The 24,936-nt window shown below is 70.7% G+C and carries 23 protein-coding genes and 1 pseudogene; 18 read left to right on the top strand and 6 right to left on the bottom strand.

Annotated elements, in window-relative coordinates; genetic code table 11:
- Window positions 1-128: 128 nt before the first annotated feature.
- From IE325_RS13025 to IE325_RS13035, 3 genes and pseudogenes are all read left to right on the top strand, one after another.
- Window positions 129-254 (top strand): annotated as a pseudogene (locus IE325_RS13025) (PadR family transcriptional regulator); the annotation flags it as partial.
- Window positions 251-943 carry an ABC transporter ATP-binding protein gene (locus tag IE325_RS13030; RefSeq protein WP_190069987.1) on the top strand — a complete coding sequence of 231 codons (693 nt, stop codon included), beginning with the start codon at window positions 251-253 and terminating at the stop codon, window positions 941-943. The pseudogene IE325_RS13025 and the gene IE325_RS13030, both read left to right, overlap by 4 nt.
- Entirely contained in the window at window positions 940-3,291 is a 2,352-nt protein-coding gene (locus IE325_RS13035; RefSeq protein WP_190069988.1) for an ABC transporter permease, read from the top strand. Before IE325_RS13030 ends, IE325_RS13035 begins: the two co-directional genes overlap by 4 nt.
- A 10-nt stretch (window positions 3,292-3,301) precedes the next feature.
- Here IE325_RS13035 and IE325_RS13040 read toward each other — a convergent pair whose 3' ends face one another.
- Entirely contained in the window at window positions 3,302-4,096 is a 795-nt protein-coding gene (locus IE325_RS13040; RefSeq protein ID WP_190069989.1) for an SDR family NAD(P)-dependent oxidoreductase, read from the bottom strand.
- Window positions 4,097-4,343: 247 nt separating this feature from the next.
- Here IE325_RS13040 and IE325_RS13045 point away from each other — a divergent pair, with 247 nt between their 5' ends.
- The gene (locus tag IE325_RS13045; RefSeq protein ID WP_190069990.1) at window positions 4,344-6,449 is read left to right on the top strand and encodes a SpoIIE family protein phosphatase; all 2,106 of its coding nucleotides are present in this window, start codon (window positions 4,344-4,346) and stop codon (window positions 6,447-6,449) included.
- A gap of 24 nt (window positions 6,450-6,473) precedes the next feature.
- Here the strand turns inward: IE325_RS13045 and IE325_RS13050 are convergent, their stop codons facing one another.
- Window positions 6,474-7,484, bottom strand: a complete 1,011-nt coding sequence (locus IE325_RS13050) for a winged helix-turn-helix domain-containing protein (RefSeq protein WP_373315154.1) — start codon at window positions 7,482-7,484, stop codon at window positions 6,474-6,476.
- Between the two features lie 215 nt (window positions 7,485-7,699).
- Between IE325_RS13050 and IE325_RS13055 the strand changes: the two genes are divergently transcribed.
- Entirely contained in the window at window positions 7,700-8,074 is a 375-nt protein-coding gene (locus IE325_RS13055; RefSeq protein WP_190069992.1) for a peptidase inhibitor family I36 protein, read from the top strand.
- A gap of 52 nt (window positions 8,075-8,126) precedes the next feature.
- Here the strand turns inward: IE325_RS13055 and IE325_RS13060 are convergent, their stop codons facing one another.
- Complete coding sequence (locus IE325_RS13060) at window positions 8,127-8,771, bottom strand: hypothetical protein (RefSeq protein WP_190069993.1); 645 nt, start codon at window positions 8,769-8,771, stop codon at window positions 8,127-8,129.
- Between the two features lie 60 nt (window positions 8,772-8,831).
- Here IE325_RS13060 and IE325_RS13065 point away from each other — a divergent pair, with 60 nt between their 5' ends.
- From IE325_RS13065 to IE325_RS13105, 9 genes are all read left to right on the top strand, one after another.
- The gene (locus IE325_RS13065; RefSeq protein WP_190069994.1) at window positions 8,832-9,665 is read left to right on the top strand and encodes a class I SAM-dependent methyltransferase; all 834 of its coding nucleotides are present in this window, start codon (window positions 8,832-8,834) and stop codon (window positions 9,663-9,665) included.
- A 134-nt stretch (window positions 9,666-9,799) separates the two neighbouring features.
- Window positions 9,800-11,464: a purine-cytosine permease family protein gene (locus IE325_RS13070; RefSeq protein ID WP_190069995.1), complete on the top strand. Its 1,665-nt coding sequence runs from the start codon at window positions 9,800-9,802 to the stop codon at window positions 11,462-11,464.
- A 63-nt stretch (window positions 11,465-11,527) separates the two neighbouring features.
- Window positions 11,528-12,358 (top strand): helix-turn-helix domain-containing protein, encoded by an 831-nt coding sequence (locus tag IE325_RS13075; protein ID WP_190069996.1) that lies wholly within the window; start codon window positions 11,528-11,530, stop codon window positions 12,356-12,358.
- Window positions 12,359-12,481: 123 nt separating this feature from the next.
- Window positions 12,482-13,501, top strand: a complete 1,020-nt coding sequence (locus tag IE325_RS13080) for a methyltransferase (RefSeq protein WP_190070337.1) — start codon at window positions 12,482-12,484, stop codon at window positions 13,499-13,501.
- Window positions 13,502-13,631: 130 nt separating this feature from the next.
- The gene (locus IE325_RS13085) at window positions 13,632-14,042 is read left to right on the top strand and encodes a cupin domain-containing protein (RefSeq protein WP_190069997.1); all 411 of its coding nucleotides are present in this window, start codon (window positions 13,632-13,634) and stop codon (window positions 14,040-14,042) included.
- Between the two features lie 138 nt (window positions 14,043-14,180).
- Window positions 14,181-15,068, top strand: a complete 888-nt coding sequence (locus tag IE325_RS13090; protein ID WP_190070338.1) for a DMT family transporter — start codon at window positions 14,181-14,183, stop codon at window positions 15,066-15,068.
- A 118-nt stretch (window positions 15,069-15,186) separates the two neighbouring features.
- Window positions 15,187-15,672, top strand: coding sequence for a VOC family protein (locus IE325_RS13095; RefSeq protein WP_190069998.1), 486 nt, complete (start codon window positions 15,187-15,189; stop codon window positions 15,670-15,672).
- Window positions 15,669-16,022 (top strand): YciI family protein, encoded by a 354-nt coding sequence (locus tag IE325_RS13100; protein WP_190069999.1) that lies wholly within the window; start codon window positions 15,669-15,671, stop codon window positions 16,020-16,022. Before IE325_RS13095 ends, IE325_RS13100 begins: the two co-directional genes overlap by 4 nt.
- Window positions 16,023-16,029: 7 nt before the next feature.
- On the top strand, window positions 16,030-17,247 hold the full coding sequence (locus IE325_RS13105) for an RNA polymerase sigma factor (RefSeq protein ID WP_229911799.1): 1,218 nt from the start codon (window positions 16,030-16,032) through the stop codon (window positions 17,245-17,247).
- On the opposite strand, the gene IE325_RS13110 is transcribed toward IE325_RS13105, so the two are convergent.
- Window positions 17,226-18,134: an NAD(P)-dependent oxidoreductase gene (locus IE325_RS13110; RefSeq protein WP_190070001.1), complete on the bottom strand. Its 909-nt coding sequence runs from the start codon at window positions 18,132-18,134 to the stop codon at window positions 17,226-17,228. The genes IE325_RS13105 and IE325_RS13110 overlap by 22 nt on opposite strands.
- A gap of 99 nt (window positions 18,135-18,233) precedes the next feature.
- Here IE325_RS13110 and IE325_RS13115 point away from each other — a divergent pair, with 99 nt between their 5' ends.
- Together IE325_RS13115 and IE325_RS13120 are read left to right on the top strand one after the other, a co-directional pair.
- On the top strand, window positions 18,234-18,830 hold the full coding sequence (locus IE325_RS13115; protein WP_190070002.1) for a TetR/AcrR family transcriptional regulator: 597 nt from the start codon (window positions 18,234-18,236) through the stop codon (window positions 18,828-18,830).
- A 168-nt stretch (window positions 18,831-18,998) separates the two neighbouring features.
- Window positions 18,999-20,537 carry an MFS transporter gene (locus IE325_RS13120; RefSeq protein ID WP_190070339.1) on the top strand — a complete coding sequence of 513 codons (1,539 nt, stop codon included), beginning with the start codon at window positions 18,999-19,001 and terminating at the stop codon, window positions 20,535-20,537.
- Between the two features lie 13 nt (window positions 20,538-20,550).
- Here the strand turns inward: IE325_RS13120 and IE325_RS13125 are convergent, their stop codons facing one another.
- On the bottom strand, window positions 20,551-21,516 hold the full coding sequence (locus IE325_RS13125; protein WP_190070003.1) for an NAD(P)H-dependent flavin oxidoreductase: 966 nt from the start codon (window positions 21,514-21,516) through the stop codon (window positions 20,551-20,553).
- A 77-nt stretch (window positions 21,517-21,593) separates the two neighbouring features.
- Here IE325_RS13125 and IE325_RS13130 point away from each other — a divergent pair, with 77 nt between their 5' ends.
- Window positions 21,594-22,931, top strand: coding sequence for a cytochrome P450 (locus tag IE325_RS13130; protein ID WP_190070004.1), 1,338 nt, complete (start codon window positions 21,594-21,596; stop codon window positions 22,929-22,931).
- Between the two features lie 16 nt (window positions 22,932-22,947).
- Here IE325_RS13130 and IE325_RS13135 read toward each other — a convergent pair whose 3' ends face one another.
- Entirely contained in the window at window positions 22,948-23,496 is a 549-nt protein-coding gene (locus tag IE325_RS13135; protein ID WP_190070005.1) for a YciI family protein, read from the bottom strand.
- 49 nt (window positions 23,497-23,545) lie between these two features.
- Between IE325_RS13135 and IE325_RS13140 the strand changes: the two genes are divergently transcribed.
- Window positions 23,546-24,919, top strand: a complete 1,374-nt coding sequence (locus IE325_RS13140) for a M1 family metallopeptidase (RefSeq protein ID WP_190070006.1) — start codon at window positions 23,546-23,548, stop codon at window positions 24,917-24,919.
- Window positions 24,920-24,936 lie beyond the last annotated feature (17 nt).

Here is a 24,936-nt window from a genome sequence, read left to right on the forward strand (position 1 = left end):
CTTGAGCGCCGTTTCCGAACCGTGACGAATGGAATTGCCCGCTCCCTCACCTGCGCTGCCGTACGTCCCGCCACACCCTACACACCCCGTGTATACATGCGTCGTATACACCCAGTGTAGAGTTCTAGCGCAAGGGCGATCTGGCCGACCAGCTCATCTGCGACCACGCCCTGTTCCACCTGGAAGCCGATCTGCGCCGGCTGGAACTGACCGCCGCCCGACTCGACAGACTCCGTGAGGCCCTGGCTCGATGACGACTTCTCCCCCCGGTTCCCTGCTCACCGCGCACGACCTGCGCAAGACGTACGGCCTGACCCACGCGCTGGACGACGCCGAGTTCTCCATCCACCCCGGCGAGGTCGTCGCCGTCATGGGCCCCTCCGGGTCGGGCAAGTCCACGCTGCTGCACTGTCTCGCGGGGATCGTGCCGCCCGACTCCGGGTCGATCACCTACAACGGGCGTGAACTGACGACGATGAGCGTCGCCCAGCGCAGTGCGCTGCGCCGCTCCGAGTTCGGGTTCGTCTTCCAGTTCGGGCAGCTCGTGCCGGAGCTCACCTGCGTCGAGAACGTCGCCCTGCCGCTGCGTCTGAACGGCACCTCCCGCAAGGAAGCCGAGAAGGCCGCCCTGAGCTGGATGGAGCGTCTTGAGGTCGACGAGCTGCAGATCAAGCTCCCCGGCGAGGTCTCCGGCGGCCAGGGGCAGCGTGTCGCCGTCGCCCGCGCGCTGGTCACCGGACCGCGTCTGCTGTTCGCCGACGAACCCACCGGCGCTCTCGACTCCCTCAACGGCCAACGCGTGATGGAACTGCTGACCCAAGCGGCCCGCTCGACCAACGCCGCCGTCGTCCTCGTCACCCACGAGACACGCGTGGCCGCCTACTCCGACCGCGAGATCGTCGTCCGCGACGGAAAATCCAGCGACATGGAGCGCGCCGTATGAGTCCTCGCCAGTGGGCCAAAGACCTGGCCATGGGGGCCAACTTCGCCCTCACCCGCGGACGCGAGGGGTGGGTGCGGATGACGCTCACCGCCGTCGGCGTCGGCCTCGGCGTGGCCCTGCTCCTGCTGTGCACCGCCCTGCCCAATGTGTTCGCCGCCCGCGCGAAGGTGGAGGACGCCCGCTTCGACTACGCGTACTCCGAGAAGGCCCCTCCGAAAGCCGACAACACCTTCCTGGTGGCCGACACCGACACCACCTGGCACGACGACGACATCCGGGGACGGCTGGTCGAGCCCGAGGGGAAGCGGGCGCCGCTGCCTCCCGGGGTCGACAGCTTCCCGGGCAAGGGCGAGATGGTGGTCTCCCCCGCGCTGCGGGACCTGCTCGCCTCGGGCGACGCCGAGCTGCTGCGGGAGCGGCTGCCCTACCGGATCACCGGCACGATCAGTGAGAGCGGACTCATCGGCTCCCACGAACTGGCCTACTACGCGGGCGCCTCGGGGCTGAAGCTCACTGAATACTCCCCGGTGCGTCGGCTCAGCGAGTACGGCAAGCCGGACGAACAACCCGGGAAGACCGACCCGGTGCTGCTGCTCATGGTCCTGGTCGTGTTCGTGGTGCTGCTGACCCCGGTCGCCGTGTTCATCGCCGCCGCCGTCCGCTTCGGCGGGGAGCGCCGCGACCGTCGGCTGGCCGCGCTGCGTCTGGTCGGCTCGGACAGCCATATGACCCGGCGGATCGCGGCGGGCGAAGCACTCGCCGGCGCCCTGCTCGGCCTGGTCGTCGGTACCGGCTTCTTCCTGCTGGGCCGTCAGACGCTGGGCTCCACCGAGGTGCTGGACGTGAGCGTCTGGCCCAGCTACCTCGATCCCTCCCCCGCTCTCGCCGCCCTGGTCGCGGTGGCGGTCCCGGTCGCCGCCGTACTCGTCACACTGCTCGCGATGCGCGGGGTGGTGGTGGAACCGCTCGGCGTGGTGCGCGCGGCCACGCAGCGCCGCCGTCGGCTGTGGTGGCGGCTGCTGCCGCCGCTGGCCGGCATCGCGATGCTCTACCCGATGATCGGCAAGGGCCGGGGGAACGGCGACTTCAACAAGTACCTCGTCATCGGCGGCGTGCTGCTGCTGCTCATCGGCATCACCGCGCTGCTCCCCTGGGTCGTGGAGGCGGTCGTCGTCCGTCTGGGCAAGGGCGCGCTGTCCTGGCAGCTCGCGGTACGGCGGCTGCAGCTGAGCAGCGGAACCGCCGCGCGCATGGTCAATGGCATCGCCGTCGCCGTGGCCGGGGCGATCGCCCTGCAGATGCTGTTCACGGGAACGCAGAGCCAGTACACCAAGGCCACCGGCGAGGACCCCGCCCGGGTCCAGATGGAGGTCGGCTTCAGCGACCGCGAGCCGTTGTCCGGCATCGAGCGCGAGTTCGCCGGCACGAAGGGGGTGCGGGCCGCGGTGAACCTGGCCAACTTGCAGTACGGGGAGACCCGTCGCGACCCGGAGAAGACGGGCGGCCTCACCGTGGCCGACTGCACCGCCCTGCGCGAACTCGCCACGCTTCCCTCCTGCGAGGACGGCGACGTGTTCGTCACCCGGACCAGGAGCCACTACGGGTCCCCCAGCAACGCCGATGAGATCGCCCTGGTCAAGCCCGGTCGGCGGCTCTACATCGACCCGTCGTACAGCGGCGACACCACCGAACGCGGCATCGAGGCGGCATGGACCGTTCCGGCGAACGTGCGGGTCGTGGAGGCGCGCAAGGACTCACTGCAGGACTACAACGGTCTGCTGGTCACCCCGGCCGCCCTGCCCGCCGAGGCCGCGTCCGCGTTGTTCTCGGAGGGGGTCTACCTGCGTCTTGACCCGTCGGTGCCCGACTCACGGGAGTACGCACGCAACGTCGTCGCCCGGATCGACCCCCTGGCGCGCACCTACAGTTGGTCGGCGACCCAGGAGGACGCGAAGTACACCTCCCTCCGCACCGGCCTGTACGTCGGTTCCGCCTTCGTGCTGGCGCTGATCGGCGCGAGTCTGCTGGTCTCCCAGCTGGAGCAGCTGCGCGAGCGCAGGAAGCTGCTCTCCGCGCTGGTCGCCTTCGGCACCCGGCGCCGCACACTGAGCCTGTCGGTGCTGTGGCAGACGGCCCTCCCGGTCGGGCTCGGCCTCGTCCTGGCCACAACGGTGGGTATCACCCTCGGTTCGGTGCTGCTGAAGATGACCGATACACCGGTGGCCATGGACTGGGCGAGCGTGCTGACCATGACCGGCGTGGGCGCGGCCGTGGTCGGCGTGGTCACCCTGCTCAGCCTGCCACCCCTGCTGCGGATGATGCGTCCGGAGGGCCTGCGCACGGAATAGCCCTCACCCGTCACGGCAGGATCGCGTCGACGTATCCCCCGTCCACGCGCAGCGCACCGCCCGTCGTCGCCGATGCCTGGTCGGAGCTCAGGTAGACCACCATGTGAGCGATCTCCTCCGGTTCGATCAGGCGTTGGATCAGGCTCTGCGGGCGGTACTTGCGCATGAAGGCGCGCTGGGCCTCGTCCCAGGGCAGATCGCGGTCGACGAGTTCGTAGACGAAGTCCTCGACGCCGCCGGTGTGGGTGGGGCCGGCGATGACGGAGTTCACCGTCACGCCGGTGCCGGCGGCCTGCTTGGCGAATCCTCGGCTGACCGCGAGGAGGGCCGTCTTGGACATGCCGTAGTGGATCATCTCCGCCGGGGTGACGATCGCCGAGTCGCTGGCGATGTACTGCACGCGCCCCCAGCCGCGCCCGGTCATCCCCGGCAGGAACATCCGGGTCAGGCGCACGGCGGAGAGCACATTGACCTCGAAGTAGCGGCGCCACTCGTCGTCGCTGATCTCCAAGGGGTCCGCGGCGCCGAAGACACCGAGGTTGTTGACGAGGATGTCCACGTCCGGCAGCGTCTCGGCGACCCGGTCCGCGCCTTCCTGCGTGGTCACGTCCGCCGCCACCGGCACCCATTCGGCTCCGGGTACCTCCCTGGCCAACTCGGCGACGCTCTGCTCGACCCGCTCCGGGCTACGGCCGTTCACACCCACCCGGGCTCCAGCGCGGGCCAGGCCGGCGGCGATCGCGGCGCCGATGCCCTGGGTGGAACCGGTGACCAGGGCGGTGCGGCCCTTCAGATCGATCTGCATACCTCGGAAACCTCTTCCTCGCACTCAACTCCTCACGCGGACTTCGCGTGCGGATGTGCTCCTTGGGTACCCGGCAGATCAGATGCGTACGCCTTCTATATGCCAGCGGAGGTATCAGTCCCCTGCAATTAATTCCATGGGGCATGACGTAGGGCATGACGTAGAGCATGACTCCCTGTCTGATCCACATGCCCGTCCCGCCTCGCTGGCTTAGCGTTCCTGATATGGGCGTTAGGTGTCGCGCCGGATGACCGGGACCGGGGAGCGGCCGGGGGCGGTCGATCCCCTCGGTGAGGGACTGGCGGCGGCTGTACGGCGTACCGGGGCCATGGCCGGGGGTGTGTATCTGCTGGACCCGGACGAGGAGGTGCTGGGGCTCGTCGCGCTGTGCGGGATACCCGTCGACGCCTTCATGCCGTGGTGGCGGGCCTCACTGGCCGCGCACGGGCCCAGTCAGGACGCGGTGCGCGGTGAGCGGATCGTGTGGGTGGACTCCTTGGAGGAGCTGGCCCGGCGCTATCCGCGTGTCGCCGCGAGCATCCCCTATCAGCTCGCGTTCGCCGTCGCCCCGATCCGGGAGGCCCGGCGCTCCCAGGGTGCGCTGCTGCTGATCTGGGCCGCCGGTCGATCTCCTGGTCTGAGCCGGCGTGAGCGGGGGCGGATCGCGTTCAGTGCGCGGCGGATCGCCCGGGTGCTGGCCGATGCCGGGGCTCCGGCGGGCCTGCCGGAGCGGCCTCGTTTCGTCAGTCCCGGCCGGGGCGAGTCGACGCCACAGTCCGCGGCGGCGGCTGCCGCGCTGGTCGAGCGTCTTCCGCTCGGTGTGCTCGGGGTGGATCTCGGAGGGCGGATCGACTATGTGAACGGCGCGGCCGCCGGGCTGCTGGGCAGGCCGGAGCAGCAGTTGCTGGGGACCGAGCCGTGGCAGTCGTTGCCGTGGCTGGACAACATCTCGTACATGGACGCGTACCGCACGGCTCTGAGCAGCCGTGAGCCGGTCGCCCTGACCGTGCTGCGTCCGCCGGGGCATTGGCTGGATCTGCGGCTCCATACGGATCGCAGCGGCACCAGCATCGTGATCGCGCCCGACCGGTCCTCAAGGCCTGCCGGTACGCCGTCGGCTTCCGCCGTCGCGCCGCCGGACAGCCGTATTCATCTGCTGATGGGGCTGGCGGCCGCGCTCACCGAGACCGTCGGGGTGCAGGACGTCGTCGATCTGGTCGCCGACCAGATTCTGCCCGCCTTCGGCGCCCACGGCATGATCATGTCCACCGTGGACGCCAGCCGTATCCGGATCATCGGGTACCGCGGCTACGCCCGCACCGTCATCGAGCAGTACGACGGCCTGTCCACGGACGCCGATCTGACACCGGCGGGCCGGACCCTGGCCACCGGCGCCTCGGTGTTCTTCGCCGACCGCGGCGAGCTGGCCCGTCTCTACCCCAGGGCGCCGCAGCTCAGCGACAAGCACGCGTGGGCCTTTCTGCCGCTGCTGAGCACAGGACGCCCCATCGGCTGTCTCCTGCTGGCCTACAACAGGCCTCATCCGTTCACCACCGCCGAGCGCTCCATCCTCACGCCCCTCGCCGGTCTCATCGCGCAGGCGCTGGACCGGGCGCGTCTCTACGACGCCAAGCACAGCCTCGCCCACGCCCTGCAGCAGACCCTGCTCCCCCACACCCTGCCCACGGTCGCCGGGCTCGACGTCGCCGCCCGCTATCTCCCGGCGGGTCAGGGCATGGACATCGGCGGCGACTTCTACGACCTCATCCGCCTGACGAACACCACCGCCGCGGCCGTCATCGGGGATGTGCAGGGCCACGACATCACCGCGGCCGCCCTCATGGGCCAGGTCCGTGTGGCCGTCCACTCGCACGCCACCGCCGGAGCCGCCCCCGACCAGGTCCTCACCCGCACCGACCGGGACCTCGCCGACCTCAACGCCAGCCGGTTCGTCTCCTGTCTCTACGCCCATCTCGACCTCGCCCGTCAGGAGGTGACCCTCGCCAGCGCCGGGCATCCGCCGCCGCTTGTCCGGCACCCCGACAACCGGGCGCAGACCGTCGACATACGTCCCGGTCCCCCGCTCGGTCTCGGCATCGGTACGCCCTCCTACCCGCTCACCACCCTGCCGTTGGCCCCCGGAACCCTCCTCGCCCTCTACACCGACGGCCTCGTGGAGGAACCCGGCACCGACATCAGCCGGGCCATCGCCGACTTCGCCGACCATCTCGGTGCGTCCGGCGACCTTTCCCTGCACCAGCTCGTGGACAGCCTCGTCCACCACACCCGCAGTACCAATCGGCACACGGACGACATCGCTCTGCTCCTGTTGCAGCCCACCCGTGAGGTGTGAGCACCGGGCGCTCTGTTCGGCCGGTCAGGGGTCGGGGGCGGGCGGCTGGTCGGACCGGTTCGCTGTCAGCAGGTTCGTGCCGAGCGGGGTGAGGATGTGCAGGACCGTGTTCCGGTCGCGGACCGAGGTGGCGAGGCCCGCCTCGCGCAGGATCCTGACGTGTTCGCTGGCCGTCGCGGGGGTGACACCCGCGCGCCGGGCCACCTCGCTCGTGGTGCACCCGTCCGCCACGGAACGGAGCACGGCGGCCCGTCCATGTCCCAGCAGCCTGGCCAGGGTTCGGGACTCGGTGTCCGTCTGCGGGGGCAGCCACCAGCGGTGTGTGCGGGTGACGGGATAGACCAGTACGGGCGGCAGGCCGGGGTCGGTGAGGGTGATCGGTTCCTGCCAGCAGAACACGGACGGCACCAGCAGCAATCCCCTGCCTTCGAGGCGCAGTTCACGGTCGAAGGGGTACTCAGTCTCCAGCACCGGCGACTTCCAGCGCAGCGACGGGCCCAGACCCGACAGCATCGCTTCCACGCCGCCGTGCAGCATGTCCCGCGCCCGCACGGCGCGATCGGCCTCGATCTGCGATCGTACGGCGGACCAGCACGGGGCGAGTGCCGCGTGGAAGTACCCGTGGAGCGCCTGACCGAGGTTCTCCAGCGCCGAGGGCTCGCCGTCCGCGAGAGGACGTAGCCATGCCGGCGCCGCCGTCAGCACGTTCATCTCCTCGCCGAGCCGTCTGCGAGGCGTGGACAGCACCGCCCGAATGCCCTCCGACAGGCCCTGCGCGGATTCGGCGGGGTTGAGGAAGTCGGGGAAGCTGCCGTGCGGTGGAGCCAGGGCCCGCAGGAGGTGCAGCTGCGGGCGGGGCAGAGAGCTCAGCCCGGCCCGCGCCTGTGCACGCCATGCGTCGAATACGGCGCGTCCCTGACGTGTCGCCAGAAGGTTCACGCTGAGCACGAGTTCCCACAAAGGGTCGGGCGCGGCGGCGACGCGTGTCCTGAGCAGGTCCTCACGCGTGAAATGCACTCGGAGCACGCGCTCCATGGTCCCTCGCGCTATGTGATCGCGACATCTCCTTTCACGCCAATTCGCCCTGCGCGCACCGTCGATCAGGCCTCTCACCATGCGTTTTCGACGCGCGCCGAATCATCTGGCAGGGAACGGCCGGTGACCGGCAGCCTGAGAGGTGTACGTGACCAAGAGCTTCGATACGTACATGAGTCATGCCTTCGGTATTCCGACCAAGGGGGAAGAACGACATGCGCAAACGTGCTGCCGTGGGGGCCGTGCTGGCCGCGGCCTTCGCCACTGTGCTCGCCACCGCCCCGGGTGCGTCGGCGGAGCCCAATCCGCCCGGCTGTGAGAAGGAGTACTTCTGCGCCTACAGCGGTGAGAACCAGACCGGTCGACTCGTCGTGAAGACCAAGGGGAACTGGAACGGAAACGTCGCCTTCCGCTCCGCGTTCAACAACGGGGTGCGTTTCCCCGGTGCCGACCACGTCGATGTGACCTACACCGTCGAGGGCGGCACGGAGACGGCTTGTCTGCACTACAACCCGGGTCCCGGCGGCTACAAGGCGAACGCGGTTCCGGGCACCCGCATCGTCAAGGTCGTCTGGCGCGGCGAGTGCTGAGGCACTGACACCGCGAGTGCGTCGGCCGGTGCGGCTCCCGCACCGGCCGACGTCACGGCCGGAACGCCGCGGTGATCTGTTCGGTGAGATCGCCCTCGTCCATCGTGGTGTCGACCTGGATGGCGCGGAGGTGGAGACGCTCGATCTCGTCCCGCAGGCCGCTGGTGAACATACGGTCACGTTCGGCGAGGTTCCGGCCGGCCCGTTCCGGGTCACTGGTCTCCCAGATGAACCCTTCTCCCGGCACGGCCCGGCTCCGTAGAGCGGCCTGGCGGAACTCCGGGGTGGGCAGGAGCCAGACCGCGTTCCCGGGGCGGGCGAGCAGCGGTTTCACGAGGTGCGGCAGCAGTCGGAAGCCCTCGACGATGATGTGGGGTTCCCGCGGCAGGCGCAGCAGGTCCTCGATGATCAGACCGAAGCCCTCGCCTCGGAACCAGTGGAACGTCTCCAGCATCGCCTGCGGAGAACGGTTCACCCAGCGCTCGTCCATGTCCATGGCCATGAAGTCATGGAGGAACGGGGCCTCACGCGGCGTGGTCCGGCGAGCGTGATCCCCCATCACGTCGTCGGTCGCGTAGAGCCGCCAGCCGTAACGGTCGGCGCATCGGCGGGCGATCGTCGACTTGCCCGCGCCACTGCCGCCGCCGATCCAGTACACATGGCGCAGTCGTTCCGCGAGGTCCGTGGCTTCGGTCATGGAGACAAGGTATGGGCCACCGGGCACACCGCTCGCGATCTCCTCGCTAACCTGCTCCCCATGCCCGACCACCTCACGCACCCCCAACGCGACGACCAGCCCGAGGAGTCACGGCGGGCGCGTCTCAGGCGGACGTTCGACGAGGACGCGGAGCGGTACGACCGGGCCAGGCCCGGGTATCCCACGGAGCTTTACGACGAGTTGGCGGAGCTCGCCGGTGTCGGCGCCGGGAGTCGGGTGCTGGAGGTGGGCTGCGGGACCGGGCAGGCGACGGTGCCGCTGGTGGGGCGGGGGTGTCGGGTCACGGCCGTGGAGGCGGGGGCGCGTATGGCCGCGGTCGCCCGCCGCAAGCTCGGCGGGGCCGTTGAGGTGGTGACGGCGGAGTTCGAGAGCTGGCCGCTGCCCGGGGAGCCGTTCGACGCGGTCGTCTCGGCGACCGCCTTCCACTGGATCGACCCGGCGGTGCGGGTGGGCAAGTCCGCCGACGCGCTGCGTCCGGGTGGGGCGCTGGCCGTGGTGCGGACGCAGCATGTGTGGGGCGGCAGCGAGGAGTTCTTCGCGGAGGTCCAGGGTTGCTACGAGCGCTTCGATCCGGATACGCCGCCCGGGCTGCGGCCTCCCGCGGCGGCCGACGTCGATCACTCGGACCATGTGCAGGAAGTGGCAGGCAGTGGTCGGTTCGGGCCCACCGTCTTTCGGCGCTTCGAGCGGGACCTCACGTACACCACTGCCGAGTATCTCGATCTGCTGCTCACCTACTCCGGCCATCGCGCTCTCGCCGAGGACGCCAGGGACGGGCTGCTGAGGTGTATCACCGGTCTGATCGACGGCCGGTACGGCGGGCGGGTGACCAAGCGGTACCTCTTCGAGCTGGGGGTGTCGCGGCGGCTTTGACGCCGTCACCAGCCCCGACACCGAAACACCGTGTTCACGACAAGGTGAATCCGGCGGTAACAACGGCTTTCTAGCGTGACCGGCTGGCTGCCACTACGACGCAGCACCCGCACCCAGCCCCACCTGGAGACGTGATGAGCACCACCGAGTCACGACTGACGCCATCGGAGCAGCCGACGTCGGAACCGCCGAAGGCCGCCGCCGACCAGGCGGTCAAGGAGACGTTGGAGGACTACACCCTCCGTTTCGCGCCGCGCAGTTACCGCCGCTGGAGCCCGATGGTCGTGGCCACCACCGCGCTCGGCGGGATCGCCTACATGGCCGACTTCTCCATCGGCGCCGGCATCGGCCTGGCCCACGGCACGGGCAACGCGCTGGTCGCGATCGCTGTCGCCGCCGTCGTCATCTTCGTCACCGGCTTCCCGCTCGCGTACTACGGGGCCCGCTACAACATCGACCTCGACCTGATCACCCGCGGCTCCGGCTTCGGCTACTACGGGTCCGTCCTGACCAGCGTCATCTTCGCCAGCTTCACCTTCATCTTCTTCGCCCTCGAAGGCTCGATCATGGCCCAGGGGCTGAAGCTGGGCCTCGGACTGCCGCTGTGGCTGGGGTACTTGGTCTCCACGCTCATGGTCATCCCGCTGGTGATCTACGGCATGAAGGCGCTGAGCAAGCTCCAGGTGTGGACCACCCCGATCTGGCTGCTGCTGATGGTCGGCCCGCTGGTCTATCTGGTCGCCACCGACCCCGGCACGGTGGACCGCTTCCTCGCGTACGCCGGCACCGACGGCGAGGGCGGCGTCAACACGGCCTCCGTACTGCTCGGCGCGGGCGTATGTCTGTCGCTCATCGCGCAGATCGGCGAGCAGATCGACTACCTGCGCTTCATGCCGCCCAAGACCGAGGAGAACAAGCGCAGTTGGTGGACTGCCGTGGTGATGGCCGGGCCGGGGTGGGTGGTGCTCGGCGCGCTGAAGCAGGCCATCGGTGTCTTCCTCGCGGTGTACATCCTCGCCGAGGTCGGTCCGGCCGCCGCGCCCGAGCCGATCCAGCAGTTCCGCAGCGCCTTCGACACGATGATGCCGTCCTGGATGGTCGTGCCGCTGGCCGTGGTCCTGGTCGTCATCAGCCAGATCAAGATCAATGTGACGAACGCCTACTCCGGCTCGCTGGCCTGGACGAACTCCTTCACGCGCGTCACCCGGCACTATCCCGGGCGCATGGTCTTCGTCCTGGTCAACCTGGCCTTCGCGCTGATCCTGATGGAGGCCGACATGTTCAGCTTCCTCAACAGCATCCTCGGCTTCTACTCGAACTGCGCCATCGCCTGGGTCGTCACCGTCGCCACCGACATCGGCGTCAACAAGTACCTGCTGAAGCTGTCCCCGCTACGGCCGGAGTTCCGCCGCGGCATGCTGTACGCCGTCAACCCGGTCGGTGTCGTGGCGTTCGTCGCCGCGTCCGGGCTGTCCATCGCCATGTACTTCCACGCTCTCGGCGACACCCTCCAGCCGTACTCCCCCGTCGCCGCGGCCCTGATCGCGTTCGTCCTGACGCCGGTCATGGCGATCGTCACCAAGGGCCGCTACTACCTGCGCCGCACCGACGACGGCATCGCCGAGCCCTTCCTGGACGGCGACGGCAATCCGAGCGCGCTCACCCTCGACTGCCATGTCTGCCACCAGCCGTACGAGCGTCCCGACCTCGCCGCCTGTGTCACCCATGACGCGGTGGTCTGCTCGCTGTGCCTGAGTACGGACAAGGTGGGCGACCACGTGCTGCCGGCCTCGGCCTGAGGCCAAGCGTTCGGCGGAACTTTCGTCCAAGACAGGGCGGGCGAAGTAGGCGACCGTAGAGGTATGCGCACACACGAAGTGGGGGCTTCGGCCCCCATGGAACGCGATGCCGACGACGGCTGGGAGGTCGCCCGACCGCTCGGCGGGCTGTCTCTCGACGGCGTCCGGATGGCCGGATTCCGTGATCGCATGGACGTCGGGCTGGACCTGCGGGTACTCCCCCAGCCCGCCGTGATCGTCGTCATCGGGCTCGGGGACACCCCGCTCACGGTGGAGAGCCCAGCCGGTCACCGGCCCATGCGGAGCCTGGTCGCCTCGCTGGCGCCGGGGCCCGCCCGCATCCGGGGTGAGCGTGTGGAGTGCGTCGAAGTGCACCTGTCGCCCCGGGTCGCCTATGCGCTGCTCGGTGTCTCCCCGCATGAGCTGCAAGGGTCCGTCACCAGTCTCGACGATCTGTGGGGGCCGGGGGCGCGCCGTCTCGGCGAACGGCTGGCCGACGCCGGGACGTGGCGCGAACGCCTCGCGCTGACCGACGAGTTCCTCACGGAGCGGGCGGCCTCGGCACCGGCCATGTCGCCCGAGGTGGCCGCCGTATGGGATGCCATCGTGGCCTGCCGGGGCCGGGTCCGGGTCGCCGACCTCGCGGCGTTGTGCGGCTGGAGCCGCAAGCGGCTGTGGGCCCGGTTCGGTGCGCAGATCGGGCTCACTCCCAAGCGGGCCGCGATGCTGGTCCGCTTCGACCATGCCGCCCGGGCGCTGTGCGCGGGCCAGTCTTTCAGCGACGTCGCGCTGACCTGCGGATACGCCGATCAGTCGCATCTCCATCGCGATGTTCTGGCCCTCTCCGGGTGCACTCCGGGGGCTCTGACCGACCTGAACACGACCGCCGGCTGACGCCTCGCGCGCGCCGGAAGTCGGCCATGTGCGCACGCCGATCGACGCACGTACACGACCACGCACGGAAGGACAGCACCTGTGTCGAACACCGATGTCCGAATCGATGTCCGAGCAGCGGCCATGGCGGACCGCGATCTGATCGCCCGGCTCGCGTTCGGGAGCATGGCCGCGCAGACGTTGCGCGCGGCGGTCCGGTTACGGGTCGCGGAACTCGTCGGTGACACACCGCGCGGCGCCGCCGCGGTGGCCGCCGACGCCGGAACCGAACCGCAGGCCATGGCACGGCTGTTGCGTGCCCTGGCCGGCCTCGGCCTGCTGAAGGAGCACGGCCCCGACTCCTTCTCGGTGACCGCGGCCGGGGCGCTCCTCGCCCCGGGGCATCCCGAGTCGCTCACCTCGTTCGTGCGGATGTTCACCGAGCCGGCGATCATCCGTGCGTGGGAGCACCTGGACGACAGTGTCCGCAGCGGGGAGGTCGCGTTCGACACCGTCTTCGGCACCGACTTCTTCAGCCATCTCGCCCAACACCCGGAGCTGTCCGCGGAGTTCAACGCCGCGATGAGCCAAGCCGTCGCCGAGACGGCCGCCGTGCTGCCGTACGCCTTCGACTTCGGCAAGTTCAGCTCGGTCACGGATGTCGGCGGGGGCGACGGAACTCTCCTCGCCGGGGTTCTCGGTGCGCATCCGGGGCTCTCCGGCGTGGTCCTCGATACGGAGCAGGGGCTTGCCGGGGCGTCGAGGACGCTGGAACGGTATGGGCTGACCGGCCGTTGCTCCCTGGTCGCGGGAGACTTCTTCCGCTCGGTGCCCGAGGGCTCGGACCTGTATCTGATCAAGAGCGTCCTGCACGACTGGTCGGACGACCAGGTGGTCACGATCCTGACGCACTGCCGTCAGGTGCTGCCGCCCGGAGGGCTCGTGCTGATCGTGGAGCCCGTGCTGCCCGAGTCCGTCGACGCCACCGCCGATGCCGAGATCACCTATCTCAGTGACCTCAACATGCTGGTGAACCTGGGCGGCAGGGAACGCTCCCGCGCGGACTTCGCGAAGGTGTGCCGGCGTGCGGGTCTGGCCCTGAAGTCGGTGACCCCGCTCGCGGAGGCGGAGCCGTTCTGCCTCATCGAGGCCGTGGCCGACTGATCGGGGCATGCGGGGAGGGCTGCGCCTGTCACAGATCACCGCGCTGCTTTGTCTCAGTCGGTGAATTCCACGGCAAACACAGTCACGGCAACCGCGGTCACGGCAACCGCAGAAGGTGAGTTCCCTCCCCATGAGCATCGAAAGTCCCGCCACGCCTCCGCCGCCGGCGGTGGAGATCCTCGCGTCGGTCCCGAACGCCCCGATCCCCGACAACGCCCAGGTCACCACCGTCCTGATCACACTGCCGCCGGGCAGCGCCGGATCCCCTCCGCACCGCCATCCCGGTCCGGCGTTCGGGTATGTGATCAAAGGCGAGGTGATCTTCGAGCTGGAGGGCGAGCCGGAGCGCGTCATCAAGGCCGGGGAGGCGTTCTGGGAGCCCGGCGGTGACGTCATCCACTACCAGGGCGCCAACAACCTCGCGGATGCGGAGACCGTGTTCACGGCCACGCTGGTGGGTGAGCCCGGGCAGCCGGTGCTGACCTTCGTGAGCGAGGAGGAACTCGAGGAGCGGCGCGACCGCCGGGCACCACGACCGTGACGGTGCGGCGAGGTGGACCGGCCGTGTTCCGGCCCGCCTCGCCCGCGGTCCCCGTGCGCACGCGCGGGCGGCAGGCGACCATGGCTGGAGGGGTCCCGCCGGTGTCGCCCCCCTCCGCCGGGCCGGGAGGTGACCGCGCTGCACACCCCGCTCTCCGTCGTCTTCGCGCTGTGCGCGGCCTTGAGCAACGCCGTCGCCACCGTGCTGCAGCGCAAGGCCGCTCTCACGGTGCCGCGCTCCGCAGGGTTCCGGGCGGGGCTGATCCTCGATCTGCTGCGGCGGCCCGTGTGGCTGGCGGGCATCCTCACGGTGATCGTCGCCGCCGTGTGCCAGGCGCTGGCGCTGGCGACCGGGCCGCTGACGATCGTGCAGCCGCTGTTCGTGCTGGAACTGCCGTTCACCCTCGTCGTCGCCTCGCTGCTGCTGCACCGCAATCTGCCCCGCACCGGCTGGCTGGCCGTGGGCGTGGTGGTGGCGGGGCTGGGGGTCGCGCTCGCCGCTGCCGCGCCCGCGGGCAATCGCACCCATGTGGCCCTGGACCGCTGGGTGCCCGCGCTCGTCGTGTGCATGGGCCTGGTCGTCGCTCTCGCTCTCGCCGCCTTCCGGCGTCCGGAGGGCCGTGCCCGGGCGGCGTGCCTGGGTGCCGCGACGGCGATCAGTTACGCGCTGACCGCGGCCCTGATGAAGGCCGCCATGCACATCCTCGACGATCAGGGTCCCGTGGGCTTCTTCTCCGCCTGGCAGACGTACGCCTTCGCGGCGACCGGCGTCTGCGCGCTGCTCCTGCTGGAGCACGCGATGCAGGCCGGCCCGCTGGTCGCCTCGCAGCCCGCCCTCACCCTCGGAGACGCGCTGGTGAGCCTCGCCCTCGGGATCACCCTGTACGAGGAGACCGTCCGCTCCGGGTGGTGGCTGCTGCCCCAGCTGCTCGGCGTCGCGCTGATCGCCACGGGTGTCTTCGCACTGTCCCGGATCCCGCTGGCGCGGGCGGTGGTGGCGCCGGAGGAGGAACGGCAGACCGGGTAGCGACGCGGCGGCTCATGCATCCGGTCGGTGTGCCTGTCGTATCCGCCGCGCTCCCGATCGTCTTCTTGGTAGCAGGGCATTCCCGCCCTGCACAGCAGCCACTCAAGGAGTCGATCCCATGTCACCGTCAACCACGCCACAGCCGATTCCCGACACCTATCGCCGGGTCACCCCGTGTCTGGTCGTCGAGGGTGCCGCCAAGGCGCTCGAGTTCTACCGCGAGGTGTTCGCGGCCACCGAGCGGATGCGGTTCCCGGGGCCTGGCGGCACCGTCGCGCACGCCGAGATCGAGATCGGGGACTCGGTCGTGTTCGTCGAGGACCCCTCGCCCATGCTGGGCACCGAGGCACCGCCCGTCGGCGGCCTGCCCGGCAGCCCCGCCTTCCTGTTCGTGTACGTCGAGGACGTGGACGCGGTCGTCGCGCGCGCCGTGGAGCTCGGGGCGACGCTGAAGCGGGCACCGGAGGACCAGTTCTACGGTGACCGGGACGGGACCATCGTGGATCCGTACGGGCACTGCTGGACCGTGGCCACACATGTGGAGGACGTCAGCGCCGAGGAGGCGCGGCGTCGGATGGCCGCCATGATGGGAGGCGAGGCGTGAAGTACGTGCTGTTGTTCGTAGAGACCGAGGAGTTCGCCGCGGAGCTGGAGGCGATGGGCCCGGCCGAGCGGGCGCGGGCGTTCGGGCGGGTCGACGAGTGGTTCGCCGCCCACGCCGGCAAGGTCACGGGCGGGCAGAAGCTGCGGGACCCGGGGACGGCGACGACCGTAAGGCTGGAGGGCGGGGAGCCGGTGGTGGTCGACGGGCCGTTCGTCGAGGGCAAGGAGGTCGTCAGCGGGTACGCCGAGATCGACGTCGCCGATCTCGATGAGGCCCTGCGGATGGTGCGTACCTGGCCGGGCTGCCCGGTGGTGGAGATCCGCCCGGTGGAGACCGGCCCGCTGGAGTGAGCGCCAGGTGACCTCATCGCCGTACGGCACGGCCGAGTCGCACGACCGGCTGGCCCGCGTGGTCCGGGAGCACGCGGGCCGGCTGGCCGCCTCGCTGATCCAGGTGACCGGTGACTTCTCCACCGCCGAGGACCTGGTGCAGGACGCCGTGCTGGTGGCGCTGAAGCGGTGGCCGCAGGAGGGTGTTCCGGAGCGGCCGGACGCCTGGCTGTTCACGGTGGCGCGACGGCGCGGGCTGGATCTGCTGCGGCGTCAGGAGAACTACCGGCGCAAGCTGGCGCAGTTGCGCTGGCCGGACGAGGGTGAGGCGTCGGAGCCGGACGAGCGGCTGCGGCTGATCTTCACCTGCTGCCATCCGGCGCTCACGCAGGAGGCGCAGATCGCGCTCACCTTGCGGATGGTGTGCGGGCTGACCACCGCGCAGATCGCCCGTGCCTTTCTGGTGCGGGAGTCGACCGTGGCGCAGCGGATCACCCGGGCCAAGCAGAAGATCACCAGGGCGGGTATCCCGTACCGGGTGCCCGACGACGAGGAGCTGGGCGGGCGTCTCTCCCAGGTCCTCGCCGTGATCTATCTGCTGTTCAACGAGGGCTACCTGTCCACCGCCGGGCAGGCGCAGTCGCACGATCTCGCCGACGACGCCGAGTGGCTGGCCGCGCTGCTGCACCGGTTGATGCCGACCGAGCCCGAGGCGGCCGGGCTGCTGGCGCTGATCCGGCTGCACCGGGCGCGCACGGCCGCCCGCTTCACCCCCGAGGGCACGCTGGTGCGGCTGGCGGAGCAGAACCGCTCGCTGTGGGACCACGAGGCGATCGCGGCGGCCGCGGCGCTGCTGACCCGTGCCATCAGACGGCGGCGTCCGGGCCCGTACCAGTTGCAGGCGGCGATCGTGGCCTGTCACGCGGAGGCCGTGCGCTGGGAGGACACCGACTGGGAGCAGATCGTGCTGCTGTACGACATGCTGCTGCACCTCGCCCCGTCACCGGTCACGCGGCTGCACCGCACGATCGCCCTGCGCTATACCGAGGGGCCGCGCGCCGCCCTGGCCGAAGTGGAAGGTCTGGCCCCGGAGCTGGACGGGTACTACCTGTTCCACGCCACCCGAGCCGACCTGTTGCGCGCCCTCGACCGCCCCGACGAGGCCCGCCAGGCGGACCGTCTCGCCCTCGACCTGACCACCAACCCCGCGGAGCGCGCCCTGCTTCAGGAGCGGGCCACCTCCTGAGAGGGCGCCTGGCGCGCTCCGTCCGTCCGGGACTCCAACGCGTGCAGTACGGCCACCATGTCCTCGCCGCCGTGTCCTTGGGCGACCGCCTCGCCGAACAGGGCATGGCAGACGTCGAGCAGTGGGGAGGCGATGTCGGCCTTGCGGGCGGCCTCGGCGATCAGCCGGTTGTTCTTCAGGACGTCCGCGGCGGCGGCCTGCACGGCGAAGTCCCGGCTCAGCAGCTTGGGCGCCTTGCCCCGCGAGACGGAACTGGCCATAGGCCCGGCGTCCAGGACGTCCTTGAGCAGGCGCTGGTCGAGCCCGTGCCGGTCAGCGAAGTGGAACGCCTCGGTCAGTCCGGTGACCAGCGTGATCAGGAACAGGTTGACCGAGAATTTCATCAGCAGCGCACCCGAGACGCCCCCGCACGTGAACGTCTCACGGCACATGGGCTCCAGGAGCGGGCGTACGTCCGCCACGGCGTCGTCGTCGCCCGCGAGCATCCCCACGAGCGCGCCCTGTTCGGCGGGGACGCGTGAGCCGGAGACCGGGGCCTCGACATAGCGTCCGCCGGCGGCCCGTACGGCGTCCTGGAGGGCGGCGGAGTACTCCGGTGAGGTCGTGCCCATGTGGACGACGGTGCGGCCGGCGACGCGTGCGGCGAAGTCCGCGGTGCCGCGCCGGAGAACCGTGTCCAGGGCGGTCTCGTCGGCCAGCATGAGGATCACCGTCTCCGCCCGTGCGAAGACCTCGGTGGGGCCGGGCGCGACCTCGGCGCCGGCGGCGCGCAGGGCCACACAGCGGTCCGGGGTGCGGTTCCACACGACCAGGGGCGTTCCCGCGCGAGCCAGGTTGAGCGCCATGGGCTGTCCCATGACGCCGAGACCGATGAAACCCACGTACACGATGCACCGCCGCCTTCCACTATGACCACGGTCATAATAGCGGTGTCACTATGACCGTGGTCATAGAATGGCCACCGGGAACAGCGAGGGAGGACAGGCATGGCAATGTCCGAACGGGGGCCACGCGAACGCATGGTCTTCAGCGCGGCCCAGCTCATCCGGCGGGACGGGGTCGCCTCGACCGGGATGCGTGAGGTCGCCGTGCACGCCTCGGCACCGCGCGGCTCACTGCAGCACTACTTCCCCGGCGGCAAGGAGCAGTTGGTCAACGAGGCGGTGGGCTGGGCGGGGCGGTACGCGGCCGGGCGGGTCGGCCGATTCCTCGCCGCGCTGCCCGAACCGACGCCGAGTCGGCTGTTCGCGCAGATGGTGCGCCAGTGGACCGACGAGTACGAGACCGCCGGGTTCGCGGGCGGCTGCCCCGTCGCGGCGGCCACCGTGGACTGCGCGGAGTCCACCGGGTCCACACGAGAGGCGGCGGCAGCGGCGTTCGCCGCCTGGACGGGGCCGGTGAGCGAGGCGCTGGTGGACATGGGAGTGCCCCGGGAACGGGCCGGTGCGCTGGCCACGCTCATGATCAGCACGCTGGAGGGGGCGATCCTGATGGCGCGGGCGGAGCGGGACGTACGCGCGCTGACGACCGTGGCCGGGGAGCTGGGGCCCCTGCTCGACTCCGCGGTGGACAAGGCCCTTTGACCGCCCTCGATGACAAGACGGTTGCTCCGCCCTGTGACGTGAGGTGCTGGTGATGCGAGGTGGTCGGGGCGGGCGCACACTGGACGGGTGAGTGGCACGTCCCCCGGACGTGGCGAAGCCGCGTCCGTACCCCGGCCGGCACCACGGCAGTCCGTGGCGCTCGCGGCGATGATGTTCGCGGTCGCGATGACGTTCATCGACCAGACGATCGTCTCCATCGCCGCCCCCGACATCGTCCGTGAACTGGGTCTGTCGGCCTCCGGAATGCAATGGGTCGTCAACGCCTATCTGCTCGCCCTGGCCGCCTTCTTCGCGTTGGGCGGTCGCCTCGCGGACCTCTACGGGCCACGCCGGGTGGTCGTCATCGGCACGATCGTGTTCGTCGTCTCGTCGGTGCTGTGCGGCTGCGTCCCCAAGGGCGACGCGGCACAGGGCTGGCTGATCGCGTTCCGGGCCACGCAGGGGTTCGGGGCGGCACTGCTGTTCCCGGCGGCGCTGGCCGTGGTGGTGGCGGTGTTCCCGCCCGAGCGGCGCGGCCGTGCCCTCGCCCTGTTCTTCGGGATCTCCGGTGCGCTGACCGCCATCGGGCCGCTGCTCGGCGGCTGGCTCACGGAATGGACCTGGCGTGCCGTGTTCTGGGTCAACGTCCCGGTGGCCGTGGTCGCCCTCGTCCTCACCGGCCTGGCGCACATCTCGGACCGCAGGCGGGCGGGCACCCTCGACGTTCCCGGCGCGGCGCTGATGGCGATCGGCATGGGGCTCAGTGTGCTCGGCTTCCAACAGGCCTGGGCATGGGGCTGGGACAGCGCCGCGACCTGGGGCTGCATCGCGGGTGGCCTGGTGATCCTGTACGCGTTCGTCCGGTACGAGCGCGGGGTCCGGCACCCGTTGATCGATCTGCGGGTCTTCCGGGACAAGGCGTTCACGGTGGACGCGGCGGTGCTGTTCTTCGCGATGCTCGCCTTCGTCCCGCTGTTCTTCTTCGCCTCCGTGTACGCCCAGGTGTCCCTGAGCGCCTCGCCGAACCAGGCCGCGCTGTTCCTGCTGTACGTCTTCGCGGGGTTCGCCATCGCCTCCCAGTGGGGCGGGCGGATCCTCGACAAGCAGGGGGCGCGTCCGGCGCTCAAGATGGGCACCGTGGTGGGCGCCGTCGGCTTCGCCCTGTGGGCGGGCAAGCTCACCGACCTTTCCATGCACGACCAGTGGCCCTACGCCTGTCTCGCCGGCGCGGGAATCGGCTTCATCCTGGCACCCGCGTCCACGGACGCCGTCAACCGGGCCATCGGCCCCTCCTACGGCGAGGTCACGGGCATCACCCAGACCGTGCGCAACTTCGCGGCGAGCGTGGGCATGGCCGTGTTCGGCACGATCCTGACCCATGTCACCAACACCAACGTGGTGAACACCCTGGAGTCCCGCGGCTTCTCCTCGAACGTCGCCCACGAAGTCGCCCGCGACGTCACCGAGTCCATCACCGGCAACGGCGACGACAGCACACCGACGGGCACGGGGCCCGCGGCATCGGCGATGCGGGACGCGATGGACGCCGTACGCATGGACTTCGCCGAGGCCAACCAGTGGGTCTTCTACGGCATGGCCATCGCCCTGGGCGTCGGCTTCCTGTGCGCGCTGCGGCATCCGGGCGGGCGGGCCGTGACGGAGCAGAGTGCGGAGGAGCCGCGGAAGACTCCGTCGGCGACGGGCTGACCGAGCCGCCCGGTCAGTGTCCGGCCACTCGGGCCAGCGCCGCCTCGGCCCGCGCGGCCAGTGCGGCGACCAGGTCCGCTGCGGACGGCAGGTCGTCGATGAGGTCGATGGCCTCGCCGGCCCACTGGGGCAGTGCGGGGATCGTGCCCTGTGCCACGGCGTCCCGGTACGCCTGCCGGGCGTTCGGGTCGGCCGCGAGCTCGTCCTCGCGGTCCCGCCAGGCGTCGAGGAAGGGATGGGCGAGAGTGCGTGCGGTGTACCTCGCGGGCCAGGGCGAGTCGCGGGCGATGTCGAGCACCCTGTTGCGCTCGGTGTCCTCGCCGCGTCCCTCGATGATCGCCTTGGCCGTCGCGGGGTCCACCAGGGCCTCGGCCGTGGCTTGGAAGCGGGTGCCGAGTACAGCGCCTGCCGCCCCCAGCGCCAAAGCCGCCGCCACGCCGCGCCCGTCGGCGATCCCCCCGGCCGCGAGCACCGGCACCGGTGCCACCAGGTCGACGACGACGGGTACGAACGGCAGCGTGGAGCGTCCGTGCCGGGCCCCGTGCCCACCGGCCTCGGTGCCCTGCGCCACGATCACATCGGCGCCGAGATCCACCGCCCGGCGGGCCTCCTCCAGATCGGTGACCTGGAGGATCAGCGCCGTACCGGAGTCATGGACACGCTCCGTGAAGCGGCCGGGGTCCCCGAAGGACAGCATCATCGCCGCCGGTCGAAGCTCCAGTGCCCACGCGACCACGGCCTCGTCGATCGCCCACGTCAGAAAGCCGATGCCCCAGGGTTTCCCGGCGGACTCGGCGGCCAGGACGGGCAGTTCGCGGGCCAGCCAGTCCGGGTCGCCGTTCCCGCTGCCCAGGAGCCCGAGACCGCCGCCGCGTGAGACCGCCGCCGTCAGGGCGCCTCCGGCCGAACCACCCATCGGGGCCAGGGCGATCGGGTGCTCGACACCGAACAGTTCCGTGAACTCCGTCGACAGGGCCATGGCAGCCATGGTGCCCCGACCTCAAGGCGCCAAAGCCACCTGTCACGCGACGTGCCCGCTCCCGTACAGTCCGTCGCATGAACACGGACGCCCAAGCGGGCCTCGGCCCCCTCCCCCACACCCCCCGAACGGCTCCGCCGGTCCCCGAAGTCGAGCCCGACGTCGTGAAGCGGTGGCATGCCGGGGGTGGTGAACTGGTCGAACTGCTGGCCCTGGTGCGTGAGCAGGTCGGTGGTGTCGCCGCGTTCCGTCTCGGGCCCGCCCGCACCGTCCTGGTCACCGAGCCGCAAGCCGTCCAGCACGTACTCGCCCGCCACCCGGAGCAGTACGTCAAACGCTCGCACCGCGCCCGCCTGCTGGTCGGCGACGGGGTCCTGTCCACCGCGGGAAAGGCATGGAAACGGCAACGCCGTCTGCTCCAGTCGCAGTTCACCGGCACCGGCATGCGCCGTTACGACCGGCGGATCGCCGAGGCGGCCCGGGTCACCGCCGGGCGCTGGTCGGAGTACGCGCGGACCGGACAGACCCTCGACGTCGGGCGGGAGATGCACCGCTTCGCCCTGGACGCCATCTGGCGCTCGCTCACCGGCCTTCCCCTTGACGACGACACCGAGCGCGAACTGGCCGCCGTCGAGGCCGTGGCTGCCGCCCTTCCGACGTTGCCCGCCGATGCCGAGGACGCCAGGGAGGCGGTGGCCGAAGACCTCGCCCGGATCGACGCCCTCGCCCGGCACGCCATCGAGGCGGCCCGCCGCGGCGAGACCGGCCCCGACGGCCCGGGCCTGCTGCATGTGCTGATCGACGCCTCCGCCGCGCGGCCCGAGTACACCGACCGGCTGATCCGCGACGAGCTGGTCACGCTGCTCGCGGCCGGGCACGAGACCACGGCCGGCACCCTGACCTGGCTCCATCTCCTGCTCGACGAGTACCCCGACGCCCGCGAACAGGCTCTCGCCGCCGGCGTCGAGGGCTCGGAGGAGCGCAGCCAGGCCATCCAGGCGCTGGTTCACGAGACGCTGCGGCTGTACCCGTCCGCCTGGGTCCTGCCGCGTCACACCGCCGAGGACGACACCCTGGCCGGGTACACCGTCGAGGCAGGTACCGACATCCTCGTCTGCCCCTACCTCACCCACCGCGATCCCGAACTGTGGGCGGACCCCGAGCGGTTCGACCCCCGCCGCTTCCTCACCCCGGGCGGCCGGCCGGGTCACCCGGGTGCCTATCTCCCCTTCGGGCTGGGTCCGCGCACCTGTCTCGGCATGCAGTTCGCGCTCCGTGAGGCCACGGTGCTGCTGGAGCACCTCCTGCCTGCCCACAGGGTGGTGTTCTCGTCCACCCCCGCGAAGGCGAGGTACGGCATCACCGTCCGCCCGGACGGTCCGACGCCCGCGACTCTGCGTCCGTCACACGGCTGAAGGCGCCCCGGCCCTCTCAGCGCCGCCCGCCGAACTCCCAGGCGTGGACCTCGACTTCGGCGTACCGATGCGGCGCCAGTACCGCGCGTGCCGTAGCCGCGTCCGGAGCGCGTACCAGTGCGGCCGTACCGAGCCAGGCGGTGCCGTCGTCGGACAGCAGCGGCCCGTACGCGACGAGTTCGTGGCCGGCCGGTGGCTCGGTCGGGCCGTCGGGGCGCTCCGGGCCGAGGGCGAGTACCAGATACCGGTTGCCGCCGGTGCTGCCCCCGGGGAAGTCCCACATGGTGCGCCCCAGCAGGTTGCGCCACCGGCGCAGCAGAACGTCCCGGTACACGCCGGCCTGGTGGTTGGGCTCGTCGAAGGCGAACGCGCGGGCGGCGGTGGGGTCGGGCAGGTCGACTATGTGCACGCTGCCGGTGGGTGTCTCGCCGTCGGCCGCGAACGTCGGGCCCCGCGCGATCAGTCGCTTGGCGAACCGGTCCATGTACGACCAGTGCTCCTCCCCCAGCCGCTCGCGCAGGGGCAGGGAGTCGGACCGGTCGCGGTGGTAGCAAAAGAACTCCATTCCGGCAGTCTGGGCCAAGACTTCACTCGTTGTGGAATGATCCGCTGTCATGCCCTCGTTTCCCGCGTGGACGTCAAGGACCGTAAGCAGACTGCTCGTTGTGCTGCTGGCACTGTTCGCGGCGCTGGCCGGCACCGGGGCCGACGCCCTCTCGGAACCCGCCGCGTCCCCGGATCGGCCGCGTTACGACGTGACCCTGCGCGCCGACGCCGACGGTTCGCGCTGGGCCGGCCGGGAGCGGGTGACGTTCCGCAACTCCTCCGACCGTCCGCTGCGTGAGGTGTACGTACGCCTGTGGGGCAACGGCGTGGACAAGTGCGGCACGGCCGGCACGCCGTCCCCGGTGAAGGTGACCGATGTGCGCGGCGGCACCGCGGGCCCGCTGACCGTGAACTGCACGGCGTTGCGGATCACCCTGCCGAAGCCGCTGGCGCGCGGTGAGCGGGCGACCGTGTCCTTCGGCGTGTCCATCACCGTGCCGAAGCGCAACGACCGCTTCGGCCGCGAGGGCGCCGTCCGCTTCCTGGGCAACGCGCTGCCCGTGCTCGCCGTGCGCGACGCCAAGGGGTGGCACCTCGACCCGTATGTGTCGACCGGTGAGAGCTTCTACGCCCTGGCGAGCGACTTCCGCGTGGCGCTCGACCACCCCTCGAAGCTCAAGGTCCCTGCGACGGGCCGCACTTGGAGCGTCCCTGGCGGGCCCGGGCGCAGTGTCACCGTCAGTGTCGCGCATCGAGTGCGGGACTTCGCCTGGGCGGCGGGCCCTTTCCACACGGCCGTCGCGACCACACCCGGGGGCGTGCGGGTCAAGTCGTACTGGGCTCCCGGCACCTCCGCGGCGGGCGTGCGCCTCACCCGTGAGGAAGGCGCCGCCGCCGTCGACCGGTTCGGCGAGGAGTTCGGGCGCTACCCGTACGGCGAGATCGACCTGGTGATGACGAGCGAGTTCGGCGGCGGGATGGAGTACCCCGGCCTGGTCCTGCTCGGCACCACCGACGAGGGCGGCGCCGTCGTCCACGAGGTCGCGCACCAGTGGTGGTACGGCATCGTCGGCAACGACGAGTACGGCGCGCCCTGGCTGGACGAGAGCTTCGCGCAGTACGCCAACGCGCGCTTCTACGGCTGGGAGACCCGCGACTGCTGGTCGGAGGTCGAATGGCCGAGCAACAGTACGGCGCTGACCAACTCGATGGCGTACTGGGCCGCGCACCGGGACGAGTACCACCTGGTCTACACGGCCGGCTCGTGCGCCCTCGCCGACCTGGAGCGCACCCTCGGCGCGGACACCATGGCCCGGCTCCTGAAGCGCTACGCCCACGACCACTGGTACGGCGTCTCCACCACGGCCGACTTCAAGAAGGCCGCGCAGTCCGTGACGGACAAGGACCTCACCGCTTTCTGGAAGCAGCACCGCATCCGGTGACCGTCCGGGGCGAAGCC

Source organism: Streptomyces lanatus, from assembly GCF_014655715.1.
GTDB lineage: Bacteria > Actinomycetota > Actinomycetes > Streptomycetales > Streptomycetaceae > Streptomyces > Streptomyces lanatus.